This is a genomic window from Sorangium sp. So ce426 (genome assembly GCF_051475585.1).
Classification (GTDB): domain Bacteria; phylum Myxococcota_A; class Polyangia; order Polyangiales; family Polyangiaceae; genus Sorangium; species Sorangium cellulosum_B.
In genome coordinates, this window is sequence record NZ_CP150341.1 from 799,093 (window position 1) to 816,559 (window position 17,467).

Below are 17,467 nucleotides of genomic sequence, written 5' to 3' on the forward strand. Positions count from 1 at the left end.
CCTCGTTCTCCGCTCGCCTCGAACGGCCACGCACCCCCCAAGGATGGCTATGGATAGATCCGGATTGCGCCCCAGGCCCGCCCTGTCGTCCGCCGCGCTGCTCCTGGCTGCGGCGGTCGTCCTCGCGGCGTCGTGCGCGGAGAGCCCCAAGGTGTCGAGCGAGTGCCCCGACGGGCTGTCGCGGTGCAATGGAGGGTGCGTCGAGCTCCAGGCGAACGTCGAGCACTGCGGCGCGTGCGGCGACGCCTGCGAAGAGGGGCAGCTCTGCGTGAATGGCCGCTGCAGCGGGGGCGGCGGCGAGGGCGGCCGCGAACTAGGGACCGGCGTCGGGGGCGGGGAGGAGTGCGGAGAAGGCCAGTCCGACTGCTCAGGCCAGTGCGTGAACCTCGAGACCGACCTGCGGAACTGCGGCGATTGCGGCGTCGAGTGCGCGGAGGGGCACGTCTGCGCGGACGGCTCCTGCGCGTGCGCGGGCGACCTCACCGAGTGCGACGGCGCCTGCGTGGATGTGCTGAGCGACCGGCGCAACTGCGGCGAGTGTGAATCCAGCTGCGCGCCTGCCCAGTCGTGCGTCGCTGGCGTCTGCACCTGCCCCGCCGGCCTCGCGGCGTGTGGTCGCGCGTGCGCCGATCTGCAGACGAGCCAGCTCCACTGCGGCGCCTGCGGCGTCGCGTGCGAGCGAGGGGCGTTATGCCAGGCAGGCGCCTGCTCCTGCGTCCTCGGGACGTATGACGAGCTCAGCAACACGTTCCCGCTGACGATCACGGGGACCACCATCAGCGGCGAGACGAACTACGATCTCGCGTGCGTGGCCGCCGGCTCGTCGGAGCGGGTCTACCGCTTCACGCCTTCCGAGGCGGGGACATACACGCTGGACACCGTCGGGTCCACCTTCGATACGGCCATCGGGGTGCTGGGAGCGACCACCTGCGCTCAGCTCGCCTGCAACGATGACATGGCCACCGGGGTCGCCCACGCGCGGGTCCGCGCGATCCTCGAGGCGGGTCAGGAGGTCCTCATCGTCGTGACCGGCTTCGACGGAGGAGAGGGCGATTTCACGCTCAACATGACGAAGGCCGATCTGCCGAAGTGCCCTGGGTGGGCGATCGACGCTCCGCTCCCGACGACCCTCACCGGCAACACCGAGCACTTCGGCGACGCGATCAGGTCGACGTGCGGAGGCGCAGACAGCCCCGACGCGAGCTACAGCTTCACGGCGCCGGCGGCCGGGAAGTATGTATTCGATACCTTCGGCTCCGGGTTCAATACGATCCTGGAGCTGCGCGACGGCGCGTGTGATGGCGGCGTGCTCACCTGCTCCGACGACGCAGGAGAAGGGTCGCAGTCGCGCGCCACGGTGGAGCTCCGCGCCGGCCAGAAGGTCGTGGCGGTCATCGACGGCTTCGAGGGCGCGCGTGGGCCCTATACGCTGAACGTCGCCGAGTGGGCTCCGCCCAGGTGCCCCATGGTGGATCTCGGCTCCACCTACCCGCAGACGGTCACGGGCCGCACGTCAGGCCTCGACGGCGTCCTCCAGCCCCCGGCGGACTGCGCCATGGGCAATTCCCCCGAGGTCAGCTACAGCTTCACGGCGCCCATCGCCGGCCGGTACACATTCGATACGACCGGCTCGACCTTCGACACGGTGGTCCACGTTCACGACGGCAGCTGCACGGGCGCCTTGCTGGGGTGCAGCTACGACGCGGGGGACTTGGCGTACGGATCGCAGGTGACCACGCCCCTCGCGCAGGGGCAGACGGCGTATGTGGTCGTGGACGGCGCGTCCGGGAAGCATGGCGCGTTCAAGCTCAACGTGAGCGGCACCTCGGTCCCCCCGTGCCCGGAGAGGGCGCTGGAGTCGGTCGTCCCGCAGACCGTGTCGGGGACGACCGTCGGCGCCGGCGACTACGTGAGCGCGCCGTGCGGCGCGCCCGGCGGCGAAGACAGGGCGTACGGCTTCACGGCGCCGGCCGACGGACTGTACGTCTTCGATACGTTCGGATCGAGCTTCGACACGGTCGTCCACGTGCACGCGGGCACGTGCGGCGGCGCGGTGCTCGGCTGCAACGACAACGCCACGGGCGTCCCCCAGTCGCGGATCGTGGTGCCGCTCGCCGCGGGGCAGGAGACCGTCGTCGTGGTCGATGGCGCCAGCGCCGAACCTCAGGCCGCGGGCCCGTTCACGCTCAACATCAGCCTGTTCCAGGAGGACGGCATCTGCGGGAACCCCGTCGATCTCGGCTCGACGGTCCCGCAGACGACGAGCGGCTCCACCCTGTTCCACCCGAACTTGGCCACGCCGAGCTGCGTCCCGTCGAGCGGCAACGACAGGGTCTATCGCTTCACCGCGCCGGCGGACGGGACCTACGTCATCGACACGCTGTCGTCGAACTTCGACACCGTCCTTCACGTGCACGACGGCGACGGCTGCTCCGGCCCCGAGCTCGCGTGCAACGACAACGCGGTCATGACGACCAGCTCGCGCGTGACCGTGACCCTCACCGAAGGGCAGGTGATCACGATCATCGGCGACAGCCGGCGTTCCGCCTCCGGCAACCTCGTCCTCACCATCGCCGCCATCCCTTGAGCGGGGAGCGGCGGGGCGGCTGCTGGGGTGGGTCGGCCGCCGCGGGGCCGGGGGGGCTCGGGGGCCACGGAGAGGGGAGGGGGGCGCGGAGCGGCGCGCGTGGGGGCAGGTGGAGCGGCATGGAGCGATCGGGAGCCATGGAAGGCGGCCAGCGCTCTCGTCGGTGAGCGACGCGGGCGTGCGCGTCGACACGTCGACGCGCACGCCCTAGGAGTTTTCTTGAGAGCGGCGCCCGCCCGTGCGAGTCTCGGCCCCCTTGGGACTTGCGCCCGTCGTCCGGGACGCGCCCCTGTGATCCGGGTCGAACCATGCCAAAGGAACGCGTGTTCTCCCTCGATGCCGTTCGGACCGACGGCTGGTTCGAGCGCATAGGCGACGGCATCGGCAGCTTCCAGGCGCTCTGCGAGATCGTGGGCGAGGCGTTCTTTGCCTTCTCGATGATTACGGGCGCCCGCATCACGGCGCTCACCGTCGACCGCCGCAACCCGGACAACACCCTGGTCGACTTCGTTATCGCGCCGCCGGGCGAGGAGGACATCGACGGCGACGTCCAGCGGCTCACGCTCGCGGACTTCCGCCACCGCCTCGTCGGCGCCCTCCTCACGGAGGACACGACGCCGCCCGCGCCCGAGCGGGACACCGACCTCGAGGGCATCCAGCTCCACATCGGCGTCCGCTACCTGCTGCTCGCCCCGCTCTACGGCTACAGCCTCCGCAAGCTCGCCATCGAGGGGAAGACCTCGCGCCTCCTCCTCCTGCGCGACGGCATCGAGGAGACCCACGAGCTCAACGAGTTCCGCGCCCGCATCCGCTCGCACGTGCGCGACGAGCTCGAGCGCGCCTCGGCCGGCGCGCGCTCCGCCATCGATCTGACGAAGGTCGCCGAGGCCGAGGTCGCCTCGCAGCGCGGCGACTTCCCGAAGGTGATCCAGCTGCTCGGCACCTGGCCGGCCCCGCTCGCGATCTTCCTGCGCACGCCCGAGGGGCAGATGCTCACGCCGGACGCCCGCAGCCTGATCGCCAAGGGCCTCGGCCTCCTCGGCACCGCGTGCGTCAAGCTCGGCGAGGAGCACCAGGGCGAGGAGGTCATGCGCCTCGCCGTCCAGTATGCGCACGACGGGGCCGCAGCGGGCGACATCTTCCGCCGGCTGGGCGAGGCCATGCTCGAAGACGGCCGGGCCGGCGAGGCCATCGGCCCCCTCCGGCGCGCCGCCAACCTCGGCGCTCCGCCGAAGCAGATCTGGCCGCTGCTCGCGCGGGCGTTCGTGCAGCGCAAGAAGTTCGTCGCCGCCCTCGCCTGCGTCCGCGAGGCGCGGAGCGTGGGCGTGGCGGACGCCGACATGGTGGAGGAGATCCGGGAGATCGAGGCCAGCCTGGGGACGGCGCTCACCGCGTGGCGAGGGCTGGTCCTGGCCGCGAACCGCTCCTAGGATCGCGGTCCGCCGGTTGCTCGCCGGTTGCCCGACCGCCTCCATTGACACCCCCGCGGCGGCCGACTAGATCCGGCGCGGATTAAGCCGGGATCGCTCGGATTTTTGCTGCTCCAGGCAGCATCGCCGCGTCGCTCTCACCTTTTTGGACTGCATGGTTCGGGGCCGTGGGCCCCGAGGTCTCGCCCCGAGACGCCGCGCGCCTCGGCGAGATGGTCGACCCCTCCAGGGGTCGACGCGTAGGAGTGCTCTCTCGATGGCCACCTACATCCCCCTGTTCCTGCTGTTTCTCGTCGCCGCGATCATCGCGCTCGCGATGTTCACGCTGACGTCGCTGCTCGGCCCGAGGAACCCGACGCCCGAGAAGATGATCCCGTACGAGTGCGGCAGCGACTCGACGGGCGGGCGGTTCGTCAAGCCGAGCGTGAAGTTCTACCTGACGGCGATCCTCTTTGTCGTGTTCGACATCGAGGCGGTGCTCATCTACCCGTGGTCGGTCCAGTTCCGGACCCTCGGGTGGACGGGCCTCGCGACGATGAGCTCGTTCGTCGCGCTGCTCGTCGTGGCGCTCGTGTACGTGTGGAAGAAGGGAGCTCTGGAATGGGAGAAGTGAAGGCCGGTGGGCCCTCGACGCGGGTGATGGAGGGCTCCGAGCACGGCTTCGCGACCACGCGCGTGGACGCGCTGCTGAACTGGGCGAAGAAGTACTCGCTGTTCCAGTACCCGTTCGTGACGGCCTGCTGCGGCATGGAGTACATGGCGATGGCGAGCCCGCGCTTCGACATGGCGCGGTTCGGCGCCGAGGTGCCGCGCTTCTCGCCGCGCCAGGCCGACCTGCTCTGGGTGGTGGGGACCATCAGCCAGCGCCAGGCGCCGGCGCTCCGCCGCATCTACGAGCAGATGGCGGACCCGAAATGGGTGCTCGCCTTCGGCACGTGCGCCTCGTGCGGCGGCTTCTACGACAACTACACGACCGTCGCCGGCATCGACAAGGTCATCCCCTGCGACGTCTACGTGCCCGGCTGTCCGCCGCGCCCCGAGGCGGTGCTCGACGGCCTCATGCTGCTCCAGGACAAGATCGCGCGCGGCGATCGCACGCCGGCGATCGTCAAGCCGCGCGAGGACCCGGCGCAGACGACGGAGCACCTCGTCACCCTCCAGCGCAAGGAGCGGAGCCTGCCATGAGCAAGAAGGTCCTGGAGCTCCTCACGGCGCAGTTCCCGGGCGCCGTCCTGGAGACGCACTCGCAGTTCGGCGACGACACGGCGGTGCTCGATCCCGCCGTGTGGCGCGACGCCGCCCTGTTCCTCCGCAACGACCCGCGGACCCTGATGAACATGTTCGTCGACCTGACGGCGGTCGACTACCTCTGGCGCGGCGACGTGCCCCGCTTCGAGGTGGTCTGCCACCTGCGGTCGTTCGAGCGCAACCACCGCATCCGGATCAAGGCGCGCGTCGGCGACGAAGAGGGCAACGGCGCCGAGATCGACTCGATCGTCCCGGTGTGGAAGGGCGCGAACTGGTTCGAGCGCGAGTGCTACGACCTGCTCGGCATCGTCTTCAAGGGGCACCCGGATCTCCGGCGCATCCTGATGTACCCGGAGTTCGAGGGGCACCCCCTGCGCAAGGACTACCCGGCCAACCGCATCCAGCCGCTCATCCCGTTCCGGGACGTGCCGAACACCGGCAAGCTGCCGCCGTTCGGCCCCGACGAGGGCATGAGCTTCGGCCGCCAGTCGCACGACTTCGCGTTGCGCGGCCCTGGGGCGTCGATCGACGGAGACGAGGCCGTGAGCAACGGCAAGCGCGCGGGCGCGCTGGAGGAGCGGAGCTGACCCATGGAACCCCTGGATCGCGAGCTGGACGAGGCAGAGCTCGACCTACCGAGCGAGCCGATGCTCCTCAACATGGGGCCGTCCCACCCGGCGATGCACGGCACGGTGCGCATCGTGCTCGAGCTGTCCGGTGAGACGATCAACAAGGCCGACGTGCAGATCGGCTACCTGCACCGCGGCTTCGAGAAGATGTGCGAGCGCGGCACGTGGTCGCAGGTCTTCCCGTACGTCGACCGGCTCAACTACGTCTCGCCGATGCTCAACAACGTCGGCTTCGCGCTGGCGGTCGAGAAGATGCTCGGCGTCACGGTGCCCGAGCGCTGCCAGTACTACCGCGTGATCCTCGGCGAGCTGGCGCGCATCTGCGATCACATGATCTGCAGCGGCGCCATGAGCATGGAGCTCGGCGCGTTCACGCCGTTCCTCTACCTGTGCCGCGCGCGCGAGATCTTCTGGGAGATCTTCGAGGAGGAGACGGGGGCGCGCCTGACGCACAGCTTCGGCCGCGTCGGCGGCATGGCGCGGCCGCCCACGGCCGACTTCAAGGCGATGGTCCGCGTGGGCCTCGCGCGCGTGCTCGCGCTCGTGAACGACGCCGAGAAGCTCATCCTCAAGAACCGCATCTTCCTCGATCGCCTCGACGGCGTCGGGCAGATCTCGCAGGAGGACGCGCTCGCGCTCGGCTGGACCGGCGTCGTGCTCCGGGCGACCGGCGTGCCCTACGACGTGCGCCGGGCGAACCCGTACATGGTCTACGACCGCTTCGACTTCGACGTGCCGGTCGGCACGCGGGGCGACAACTACGACCGGTTCATGTGCCGCCAGGAGGAGATCCGCCAGGCGGGGAGGATCATCGAGCAGGCGCTCGAGCAGATGCCCGACGAGGGGCCCATCAACATCGACGATCCGCGCATCGTGCTGCCGCCGAAGGAGGAGGTCTACACGACCATCGAGGCGACCATCCAGCACTTCAAGATCGTCATGGAGGGCATCAAGGTGCCCGCGGGCGAGTGCTACTCGTACACCGAGGCCGGCAACGGCGAGCTCGGCTTCTACCTGGTGTCCGACGGCAGCGGCACGCCGTACCGCGTGCGCATCCGTCCGCCGTGCTTCGCCACGACGCAGGGGCTCTCCCAGCTCATCACCGGGCTGATGATCCCGGACGTCGTGCCGACCTTCGGCTCCCTCAACATGATCGGCGGGGAGTGCGACCACTAGCGACGGCGCGAGGAGCGCTCCCGTCATCGACTTAGGAAAGCAAGGGCCCTCCGCGGCCCCGCCGGGAATCGAGAGCACGATGCCTACGATCAAGATCGACGGAAGGGAGATCCCCTTCGAGAGCGGTGACACGATCATCCGCGCGGCGCACCGCGCCGGGATCGACATCCCCCATTACTGCTGGCACCCGGGCCTCAGCGTCGCCGCCAACTGCCGGATGTGCCTGGTCGAGGTGCTGCCGCCGCCGGGGCGGCCGGCGATGAGCCTCGACATCCTCCGCTGGGACGCGGCGAAGCAGGACTACGTGCCGGCGGCGAAGCCGAAGCTCCAGCCGGCCTGCCAGATGGCCTGCGCGAACGGCATGGAGGTGCTGTCCGAGAGCAGCGACCACGTGTCCGAGGCGCGCTCGGCGGTGCAGGAGCTCCTGCTGCTGAACCACCCGGTCGACTGCCCGATCTGCGACCAGGCCGGCGAGTGCCGTCTCCAGGACTACTGGCTGGAGCACCAGCGCAAGGGCAAGCGGATGCGGCAGGAGCCCGTGCACAAGCCGAAGGCGGTCACGTTCGGCCCGACCATCGTGTACGACGCCGAGCGCTGCATCGTCTGCACGCGGTGCATCCGCGTCTGCAACGAGCTCGCCCGGGATCCGGTGCTCTCCGTCCGCGAGCGCGGCAACCTCGGGGAGATCACGGTCTCGCCGGGGCGCGAGCTCGACCACAACTACACGCTCATGACCGAGCACGTCTGCCCGGTCGGCGCGCTCACGTCGCGCGACTTCCGGTTCAAGGCGCGCGTCTGGTTCCTCCGCAGCGCCCGGACCGTCTGCCAGGGCTGCGCGACGGGCTGCAACGCCTACCTCGACTACGATCCGCGCAACAACACGCCGTACCGGCACCGCCCCCGCGAGAACATGGCGGTCAACACGTACTGGATGTGCGACGAGGGCATGCTCTCGTACCGGCACGCGGTCGAGGGGCGGCTGCTCACGGCGCTCGTCGGCAACGACGACGCGAGCGTCGACGACGCGCTCGCCGCGGCCAAGGAGCAGCTCGCCGGCCACGGCGACGACCCGGCGAAGGTCGCGATCGTCCTGTCGGCGCAGCACTCGAACGAGGACAACTTCGCGCTCTACCACCTCGCCACGACGTACCTCGGCGCGACCGACTTCTTCGTGTCGGGCAAGCCGCTCGGCCAGGGCGACGACATCCTCATCAGCGAGGACAAGAACCCGAACACCCGCGGCGCCGTGCAGATCGCGGCGGCGACCCCGCCGCGCCCGGTCGCGGAGCTGATCCAGGGGATCGCGTCCGGGCAGTACGCGTACGTGGTCGCCCTCGGGTCGGACCTCGAGGTCGACGCGGGCGAGGCGCAGCGGGCGTTCTCGCGGCTGAAGGGGGTGGTGACGGTCGCCGCGCACGAGGGGCCGCTCGCGAAGGCCGCGCGCGTCGCGCTGCCGGCGTGCTCCTGGGCCGAGGCCGAGGGGACGTACGTGAACGGCAAGGGCCTGGCGCAGCGGAGCGAGCGGGCGCTGCTCCCGCACGGCGACGCGCGCCCGGCCTGGGAGCTCATCGGCCGGCTCGGGCGCGCGCTCGGGTACGAGACCGGGTGGAAGACCCTGGCCGAGCTCCGCCGCGCGATGCCGCCCGGCGCGGCGCTTGGTGGGGCAGCCGCTCCCACCGCGGCGCCCTCTGCGCACGCCGCGCCGGCGCCCGCCGCCGCCGACGGCGCGCGGGTCGAGCCGAAGAAGACGGAGGCCACGGCATGACCAGCGTCGAGCTCGTTCTCGCGATCGTCAAGATCCTCATCGTCGTCCTGTTCCTGCTGAACATGGCGGCGATCGCCACCTGGGCCGACCGGCGCCAGGGCGCGATGGTGCAGGACCGCGTCGGCCCGAACCGGGCGGTCGTCTACCTGCCGTCCCTGGTCGTGCGGGGCATCGTGTTCTTCCCGCCGGCGCTGCTCGCGGCGCTCTCCGTGTTCACGGCGACGCGCCCGGCGTCCGCGCCGGCCGCGGCCGAGACGATGGTGGCCGCCGCGCAGTTCGCGGTGGCGGTGGCCTGGCTCGGGCTGATCGTGTTCTGCGCGTCGGCCCGCAGCGGCGGCCCGATCAACCCCGCGGAAGAGGCGCTCGCCCGCGTCGAGCCCCGGAGCATCTTCTACGGGGGCGTCATGGCCCACGTCGCGGTCTTCTTCCTGACGCAGGCGGTCCCGCTCTCGGCGGCGCCCGTCGTCGCGCGGGTCGCGTGTGTGCTGCTCGGCGCGCTGCTGCTCGTGACGGGCGCCTACGCGGCGCTGCGCGTGCCCGAGGGCAAGATCCCGCTGCGGCTCCTCGGCACGCTCCACGCCGCGGCCGACGCGATCAAGATGATCTGGAAGGAGGACTTCATCCCGAAGAACGCCGACCGGCTCCTCCACTCGCTCGCGCCGCTGCTCGCGATGTTCCCGGCGCTCGTGACGTTCGCGGTCATCCCGTTCGGCGACAAGCTCTGCTTCGAGGACAACGGCGACGGGGTCTTCGGCTTCGGAGACCTCCCGCTGCTCAAGCGGACGGTCGACCAGGCGTTCACGTGCGGCGGCCACGTCGTGAACCTCCAGGTCGCGGACCTCAACGTCGGCATCCTCTACATCTTCGCGATGGCGGGCACCGGCATCATCGGCGCCGCGCTCGCCGGCTGGGCGAGCGACAACAAGTTCTCGCTGCTCGGCGGCCTGCGCGCCGCGAGCCAGATGGTCAGCTACGAGGTCGCGATGGGCCTCAGCATCGTCGGGCTCTTCATCATCTACGGCAGCGTCCGGCTCGGCGACATGGTGCAGTGGCAGGCCGAGCACACGTGGGGGATCTTCGTCCAGCCGCTCGCGTTCGTCCTGTTCCTCGCGGCCCTCGCGGCCGAGACGAAGCGCATCCCGTTCGACCAGCCCGAGGGCGAGAGCGAGATCGTCGCCGGTTACTTCGTCGAGTACTCCGGGATGAAGTTCGGCATGTTCATGACGGGCGAGTACGTGGAGCTCATCACGTCGAGCGCGCTCCTCGTCACGCTCTTCTTCGGCGGCTACCACCTGCCGTTCCTGGACCGCGACGGCATCAACATCGCCTTCGGCGACGCGACGCTCTTCCAGTACAAGATGACCCACTTCGCCGTGAGCCTGACCTACGTGCTGGCGTTCTTCGGCAAGACGATCCTCATGGCGTGGGTGCAGGTCTTCTTCCGCTGGACGCTGCCGCGCTTCCGTTACGACCAGGTGATGCGGCTCGGGTGGACGAAGCTCCTGCCGCTCACGATCGTCAACATGATGGTCACGGGCATCGTCGTGCTGGCCGTCGAGTCGGCGCCCGCGGGGCTCGTCGGCGGTCTCCAGGTCGCGGCCGACGTCACCCACGCGGTCGTCGCCCTGGGCGGGTTCGCGGCGGTCGTGGCGCTGATCGCCGGCCTGCTCGAGCCGGTCGAGCGCCAGCGCACCGTCAACTCCACCTCGTCCCGGTTCGCTGCCGCGGCGGGGGGCACCAAGGCGTCGCCGCAGCAGGCGTAGAGGAGGATCTCATGGCGAGAGCTACCCCCAGCACCACGTGGACGAAGCCGGCCGCCAGGCCGGTCGCCGGCAAGCCGATCCCGCGCCCGACCCGGAGCGCCGACGTCCAGGCCTACATCCCCGAGATGGTCAAGGGCCTGGGGATCACGATGAAGCACTTCTTCAAGAACACGAAGGAGATGGTGCTCGGCCAGAAGCCCGACCCGGTGCTGCACGCGCTCGAGCCGGGCGTCACGACGATCAGCTACCCCGAGGAGAAGCGCCCCTACCCGGAGCGCTTCAGGGGCATCCACCGGCTCACGCTGCGCGAGGACAACTCGCCCCGCTGCGTCGCGTGCCTCTGCTGCTCGACGGCGTGCCCGGCGCAGTGCATCGCGATCGAGCCGGCCGAGTACCCCGACGGCGATCGGCGGAAGGGCTACGAGCGGTACCCGAGCAGCTTCGTCATCGACGAGCTCCGCTGCGTCTTCTGCGGCTTCTGCGTCGAGGCGTGCCCCGTCGACGCCATCCGCATGGACACCGGCCTCCACGCGGTGCCCTACGACTCGCGCGAGCAGTTCATCTACCGGCGCGATCTCCTCATGAGCCTCTCCGATCGCTCGGGCTCGCGGCTGACGGCGAACAAGCGCCACGAGCCGGGCGACCCGACGCACCCTGGCCTCTCGCGCGACCACGCGGATCACTGAGCCGGTCATCCCCCCGGCAGGCCGCGGCGCCTGCCGGGCGACGGAGCCCGGGCATCTCGCCTCTCGTCCGGCTGCGGTTCTGCTAGAAGGGCGGGTCATGGCGACGACGTACGGCTCCTTCGAGGCGGTCATCGGGCTCGAGGTCCACGCGCAGCTCCTCACCCGGACCAAGGCGTTCTGCGGCTGCGCGACAAGCTTCGGCGACCCGCCGAACACGCACACGTGCCCGGTCTGCCTCGGCCTCCCGGGGGCGCTCCCGGTCCTGAACCGCGAGGCGGTCCGGATGGCGGTGAGCGCCGCGCTCGCGCTCGGCTGCGCCGTCCAGGAGAGCAGCGTCTTCGCGAGGAAGAACTACTTCTACCCCGACCTGCCGAAGGGCTTCCAGATCAGCCAGTTCGATCGGCCGCTCGCGCTGCGCGGCCACCTCGAGATCGAGACCGAGGCGGGCATGACGCGGGCAGGGATCACGCGCGTCCACATGGAGGAGGACGCCGGCAAGAACGTCCACGGCATCGGCGGCCTGTCGGTCGTCGATCTCAACCGCGCCGGCACGCCGCTCATCGAGATCGTCGGCGAGCCCGACCTCCGCTCGGGCGCGGAGGCGGCCGAGTACCTGAAGCGGCTGCGCGAGATCCTGATGTTCATCGGCGTGAACGACGGCAACCTCGAGCAGGGCAGCTTCCGCTGCGACGCCAACGTTTCGGTCCGCAAGGTGGGGGAGACGAAGCTCGGCACGCGGACGGAGCTCAAGAACATCAACTCGTTCCGCTTCGTCGCCGAGGCGATCGATCTCGAGATCCGGCGGCAGATCGCGCTCATCGAGCAGGGCGGCCGCGTCCGGCAGCAGACCCGCGGGTACAACGCCGAGAAGAAGGAGACGTACCTCCTCCGCGACAAGGAGAACGAGTCCGGCTACCGCTACTTCCCCGAGCCGGATCTGCCGCCGCTCGTCGTGGACGAGGCGTTCCTCGCCGACGTGCGCGGCGCGCTCCCGGAGCCGCCCGTCGACAAGCGGCGCCGCTTCACCGAGTCGCTCGGCCTCACCCCGTACGCGGCGTCGGTCCTGACCGGCCACCCGCGGATCGCGGCGTTCTTCGAGGAGGCCGCGCGCCTCCACGGCGACGCCGTGAAGGTCGCGAACTTCGTCCAGGGCGAGGTGCTGCGCGACACCCGGACGACGGGGCTCTCCGCGACGTTCCCGGTCGCCCCCGGCCAGGTGGCCGCGCTGCTCCGCCTCGTGGACGAGGGCGCGATCAGCGGCAAGCAGGCCAAGGAGGTGTACACGGAGATGGCCGGCACGGACCGGGCGCCCGGCGACATCGTCCGCGACAAGGGCATGGCCGTGATGAGCGACGCCGCCGCGATCGAGGCGGTCGCCGCGTCGGTCATCGCCGCGAACGAGAAGCAGGCGGCGGCGTACCGCGCCGGCAAGGCCGCGCTGTTCGGCTTCTTCGTGGGGCAGATCATGAAGAAGACAGGGGGCAGCGCGAACCCGGCCGTCGTGAACGACGTGCTGAAGCGGCTGCTCGACGGCGCTCCCGCCACGGGCGGGTGACGGGGCTTTCTCCGGGCGCAAGCGTGAAATAGGGTGCCGCTGGCAGGCGCTCTCGCCGCGCGAGCCGGGGCGCGCCCGGCGCCTCCGCCTCGCTGAAGCCCTGGCTCCACGATCGCCCCGAGCGGGCAGGACATCCGACGCATGGTCAGCGCTCGTCCCCTCGACGCCCTCCGCTTCCCTCTCCGCACGGCCGGCTTCGTCGGCCTCACCTTCGGCATGTACGGCCTGCTCGAGGTCGACACAGCGATCTCGCCCGCGGCCGATCGCGAAGTGGTCCTCCACACATGGATGCGCCGGTATGGGCGCGCGCTCCTGAAGCTCTACGGGCTCGACGCGCGCGCGGGCGGCCTCGTCCGTGATGAGCTCGCGGCGGGGCGCGCCTCAGGCGCGGCCGATCCGGTGGGCGCGGGGTACTGCCCTGGGCGCGACGCCGCTGGGCTCGGCCGGCTGTTCGTGATGAACCACCGCTCCGCGCTCGACATCATGATCACGCTCGCCTTCTTCGAGGCCACGGTCGTGAGCCGGGCCGACCTCGCCGGATGGCCGGTCATCGGCATGGCGGCGCGCCGCGTCGGAACGCTCTTCGTGGACCGTTCCAGCAAGCGCAGCGGCTCTGCGGTCGTCCAGGCGATGTCCTCCGCGCTCAAGGGCGGCCGTGGTGTGATGGTCTACCCCGAGGGGACCACGTTCTCCGGAGATGAGGTGCGGCCGTTCCGCGCGGGCGGCTTCACCGCGGCATGCCGCGTCGGCGCGGAGATCGTCCCTGTGGGGCTCGTGTACGGCGGCGCCGAGTCCTCCTACGTCGACGAGTCGTTCACGGCGCACATGGTCCGGGTGAGCCGTGCGCGACGTATCCCGGTGGCGCTCGAGGTCGGCGCGCCCATCGCCACGGTAGGCCGGGACGTCGGCGATGTGCGCGACGAATCGCACCGCGCCGTCCAGGCGCTCGTCCACCGCGCCCGCGCGCGGCTCGCCTCTGACGGTTAGGCGACGGTTAGGCGCCGCGCTCTCGCCTGCGCCGCTGGCTTCTGCGATCGGCCCTCGCTACGATGCGGGGCCGCCGGCGACCCCATGGAGCGTGAAGGCAACCTTAGCGAGACCGCCATGGCATGGCAGGTCCTGAAGCCGCCCCGCGGAGGGGCGATCCATAATGAGCTGATGTTCCTGGCGGACGCGAGCGAGCAGCTCACCGGATCGCTTGACCCTCATACGATCCTCGAGCGGCTCGCGCGTCTGTCGGTGCCCTACCTGGCGGACTGGTGCACGGTCGATCTCATCGAGCGTGGCGCCGCGGACGCCATGGGCCTGGTCGGCTCCGTGCCGCCGCCGCCGCCGTCGTCGGACGGCGGTCCCACGTTCGTGGCCGGGCCGGACGGGATCGACCCGGCGCCCGTGGCGGGCATCTACGCGGCCCGGCGCCATCGCGCCGCCGCGGACTCCGACCCGGCGGGCTCCGATCGCGCGGGCCAGGCGGGCGCGACGCGGCGGCGGTTCTGCCGCGTCGCCGCGAAGCACGTGAACCCCGAGCGCGAGGGGCTCCTGCGCGCGATCTCGCCCGACGCCGAGGAGCGCCTCGGCATCGCCAAGGTGCTGCACAGCGGCGAGTCCGAGCTCTTGCACGAGCTCGATCGCGACAAGAGCGACGAGGCCGCCGAGCGCGCCGCCGCGCTGGAGCAGCTCGGCACGCGGTCGGCGATGGCGGTGCCGCTCATCGCGCGCGGCCGCAAGCTCGGCGTGCTGTCGTTCGGCGTCTCGGAGTCGAACCGCATCTACTCCGCGGACGATCTCGTGCTCGCGGCCGAGCTCGCGCACCGCGTGGCGCTGGCGCTCGACAACGCCTACCTCTACCGGAAGGCGGAGGAGGCGCGCCACGCCGCGGAGCGGAGCGCGGACCGGGCCGCGTGGCTCTTCGCGGTGACGGCCGCGCTGTCCGACGCGATCACGCCGCCCGCGGTGCTCCGCGTGCTCGCGAGCGACGTCGTCGCGGCCGCCGGGGCGATGACCGGCGTGGTGGCGCTGCGCGCCGGGCTCGGCGGCGAGCTCGAGACGGTGCGCTCGACGGGCTACCTCGAGGCGCAGATCGCGCGCTTCAAGAGCTTCGACCTCGGCGCGGAGCTGCCGCTCGCGCGCGCGGTCCGGGAGCGGCAGCCGATCTTCCTCGAGTCGGAGGGGCGCTTCGGCGAGTTCGAGCCGGGCTTCGCGTCGTGCTGCGTCGCGACGGGCGAGCGCGCGTACGCGGCGATCCCGCTCTTCCTCGAGGGGCGCGTGCTCGGCGCCGTGGGGTTCGGCTTCTCGGCGCCGCAGTCGTTCACCGAGGACGACCGGGCGTTCATGCTCGCGCTGGTCCAGCAGAGCGCGCAGGCGCTCGAGCGGGCGCGCCTCTCCGCGCTGCAGACGGAGGAGGCCATGCACCTCTCGCACGAGGTGCTGAAGCAGATGCCCGAGGCCATCCTCGTCACGGACGTCGAGGGCAACATCCGGTACTGGATGGGCGAGGCCGAGTCGATCTTCGGCTACCTGTCCGAGGAGATCGTCGGCAAGAGCATGGCGCTCCTCCACCGCGAGGACGTCCGCGAGGAGAGCACGGCCCGGATCCTCCAGCAGATCGAGGACGCGCGCACCTTCGTCGGCGAGGTCCCGTGCGTGCGGCGCGACGGCTCCGAGGTGCCGATCGAGATCACGGCGTACGCGGTCCACGACCAGGAGGGTCGCCCGCTGTTCCTCGTCGGCATCCACCGCGACATCACCGATCGCAAGCGGGCCGAGGAGGAGCGCGCCCGGCTGATCCGGGTGCAGGCGGCGCGGGCCGAGGCCGAGGAGGCGGCGCGGCGGTTCGCGTTCCTGGCCGAGCTCAGCACGGCGCTCGCCGCGTCGCTGGACTTCACGGCCACGCTCCAGTCGCTCGCGCGGCTCGTGCTGCCGGTGCTCGCCGATTTCTGCCTCGTCGACATCGACGACGGCCTCGGCCTGCGCCACGTCGCGGCCGCGCACGTGAGCCCGCTGAAGGAGCCGCTGCTCCGGTACTTCCACCCGAGCCGGGTCGACGGCGAGCCGGGCCCGGTGGCGCGCGTGCTGCGCACGGGCCGGTCGGAGCTCTACGCGGACGTCCGCGGGGACGTGCTGCTGCACGAGGCGATGACGAGCGAGGAGGCCACGGCCAACCGGACGCTCGCGCCGCTCTCGTACCTCGTGGTGGCGCTCCGGGCGCGCGGGCGGATCCTCGGCGCGATCTCGCTCGTGTCGTCGGAGTCGGGCCGGTTCTTCGAGCGGTCCGACGTCGCCTTCGCGGAGGAGGTGGCGCACCGGGCCGCGCTCGCGCTCGACAACGCGCGCCTGTACCGCGAGGTGCAGGACGCGAACCGGCTGAAGGACGAGTTCCTCGGGACGGTGTCGCACGAGCTGCGGACGCCGCTCAACGCGATCCTCGGCTGGGCGAGGATGATGCAGGCGGGCTCGCTCGATCGGGTCGCGGAGACGCGGGCGCTGTCGGCGGTCGAGCGCAACGCCGAGCACCAGGTGACGCTGATCGACGAGCTGCTCGACGCGTCGCAGGTCGTGACGGGCACGCTGAAGATCGAGCGGCTCGCGGTGGAGCTGACGCTGCCGGTGCAGACGGCGGTCGAGTCGATCCTCCCGTCGGCCGCGGGCAAGGGCGTGGCGATCGAGACGAGGCTCGATCCGGAGGGCGTGTTCGTCGAGGGCGACCCTGCGCGGCTGCAGCAGGTCGTGTGGCACCTGCTCTCGAACGCGGTGAAGTTCGCGCGCCCCGGGGGGCTCGTGCAGGTGCAGCTCTCGCAGGACGAGCGCTTCGCCGAGGTCAAGGTGATCGACGACGGCGAGGGCATCTCGGCGGACTCGCTGCCGCACGTCTTCGAGCGCTTCCGGCAGGAGGACAACAGCGGCGCGCGCCGGCACGGGGGGCTCGGGCTGGGGCTGTCGATCGTGCGGCACATCGTCGGGCTGCACGGCGGCATGGTGCGCGTGACGAGCGCCGGCCCGGGGCGCGGGACGACGTGCACGGTGCAGCTTCCGCTCTCGACGGGGGCGACCGCGACGGCGCTCACGAACGCGGGCATCGCGCCGGACCCGCGCAACCCGTTCCCGCGGCTCACCGGGGTGCGGGTGCTCATCGCGGACGACGATCCCGACACGCTGGCGATGCTCTCGGCGGTGCTGCGGCGCTGCGGGGCCGAGGTCAGCACGGCGACGTCGAGCAACGAGGCGCTGAAGCTGCTGGAGACGTCGGAGCCGGCGCTGCTCGTCGTCGACATCGGGATGCCGGGGGAGGACGGGTACTCGCTGATCCGGCGGGTGCGGGATCTGCTGCCGCGCAAGGTGGGGCGCACGCCGGCGCTGGCGCTGACGCCGTACGCGCGGACCGAGGACCGGGTGCGGGCGCTCGCGGCCGGCTACCAGATGCACGTGCCCAAGCCGATCGAGCCGATCGAGCTGGCGGCGGCGGTGAAGTGCCTGGCGACCGGGCTGATGCCCTGGTCCCGGGACGAGTGAGGGAGTGACGGGGGATCCGGGGGGCACGCGCCGGGGTGGGGGTGTGCGCGGCAGCGCGCGGGGGGCGCTGGCCATCCGCCAAGGCGGGGGCGGGAGAGCTTGCGCATGAAACACCGCCC

General features: G+C 71.3%; 12 protein-coding genes. All 12 read left to right on the forward strand.

The window, feature by feature from the left end; all coding sequences use genetic code 11:
* Window positions 1–49 precede the first annotated feature (49 nt).
* Complete coding sequence (locus WMF44_RS02995) at window positions 50–2,587, forward strand: MXAN_6577-like cysteine-rich protein (protein WP_437297600.1); 2,538 nt, start codon at window positions 50–52, stop codon at window positions 2,585–2,587.
* Between the two features lie 308 nt (window positions 2,588–2,895).
* Window positions 2,896–4,017 (forward strand): hypothetical protein, encoded by a 1,122-nt coding sequence (locus WMF44_RS03000; protein WP_437297601.1) that lies wholly within the window; start codon window positions 2,896–2,898, stop codon window positions 4,015–4,017.
* A 256-nt stretch (window positions 4,018–4,273) separates the two neighbouring features.
* The gene (locus tag WMF44_RS03005; protein ID WP_437297602.1) at window positions 4,274–4,630 is read left to right on the forward strand and encodes an NADH-quinone oxidoreductase subunit A; all 357 of its coding nucleotides are present in this window, start codon (window positions 4,274–4,276) and stop codon (window positions 4,628–4,630) included.
* 26 nt (window positions 4,631–4,656) lie between these two features.
* Complete coding sequence (locus tag WMF44_RS03010; protein ID WP_437301525.1) at window positions 4,657–5,202, forward strand: NADH-quinone oxidoreductase subunit B; 546 nt, start codon at window positions 4,657–4,659, stop codon at window positions 5,200–5,202.
* Window positions 5,199–5,852, forward strand: coding sequence for an NADH-quinone oxidoreductase subunit C (locus WMF44_RS03015; RefSeq protein ID WP_437297603.1), 654 nt, complete (start codon window positions 5,199–5,201; stop codon window positions 5,850–5,852). Before WMF44_RS03010 ends, WMF44_RS03015 begins: the two co-directional genes overlap by 4 nt.
* A 3-nt stretch (window positions 5,853–5,855) precedes the next feature.
* A complete protein-coding gene (locus tag WMF44_RS03020) occupies window positions 5,856–7,070 on the forward strand; it encodes an NADH-quinone oxidoreductase subunit D (protein ID WP_437297604.1) in 1,215 nt (404 codons plus the stop codon).
* A gap of 79 nt (window positions 7,071–7,149) precedes the next feature.
* Window positions 7,150–8,835, forward strand: a complete 1,686-nt coding sequence (locus tag WMF44_RS03025) for a 2Fe-2S iron-sulfur cluster-binding protein (RefSeq protein WP_437297605.1) — start codon at window positions 7,150–7,152, stop codon at window positions 8,833–8,835.
* On the forward strand, window positions 8,832–10,598 hold the full coding sequence (locus WMF44_RS03030; RefSeq protein WP_437297606.1) for a complex I subunit 1/NuoH family protein: 1,767 nt from the start codon (window positions 8,832–8,834) through the stop codon (window positions 10,596–10,598). Before WMF44_RS03025 ends, WMF44_RS03030 begins: the two co-directional genes overlap by 4 nt.
* 11 nt (window positions 10,599–10,609) lie before the next feature.
* On the forward strand, window positions 10,610–11,284 hold the full coding sequence (locus WMF44_RS03035; protein ID WP_437297607.1) for a NuoI/complex I 23 kDa subunit family protein: 675 nt from the start codon (window positions 10,610–10,612) through the stop codon (window positions 11,282–11,284).
* A gap of 97 nt (window positions 11,285–11,381) precedes the next feature.
* Complete coding sequence (gene gatB, locus WMF44_RS03040; RefSeq protein WP_437297608.1) at window positions 11,382–12,839, forward strand: Asp-tRNA(Asn)/Glu-tRNA(Gln) amidotransferase subunit GatB; 1,458 nt, start codon at window positions 11,382–11,384, stop codon at window positions 12,837–12,839.
* A 141-nt stretch (window positions 12,840–12,980) separates the two neighbouring features.
* Complete coding sequence (locus tag WMF44_RS03045; RefSeq protein WP_437297609.1) at window positions 12,981–13,826, forward strand: lysophospholipid acyltransferase family protein; 846 nt, start codon at window positions 12,981–12,983, stop codon at window positions 13,824–13,826.
* A gap of 117 nt (window positions 13,827–13,943) precedes the next feature.
* On the forward strand, window positions 13,944–17,348 hold the full coding sequence (locus tag WMF44_RS03050) for a GAF domain-containing protein (protein WP_437297610.1): 3,405 nt from the start codon (window positions 13,944–13,946) through the stop codon (window positions 17,346–17,348).
* Window positions 17,349–17,467: the final 119 nt, after the last annotated feature.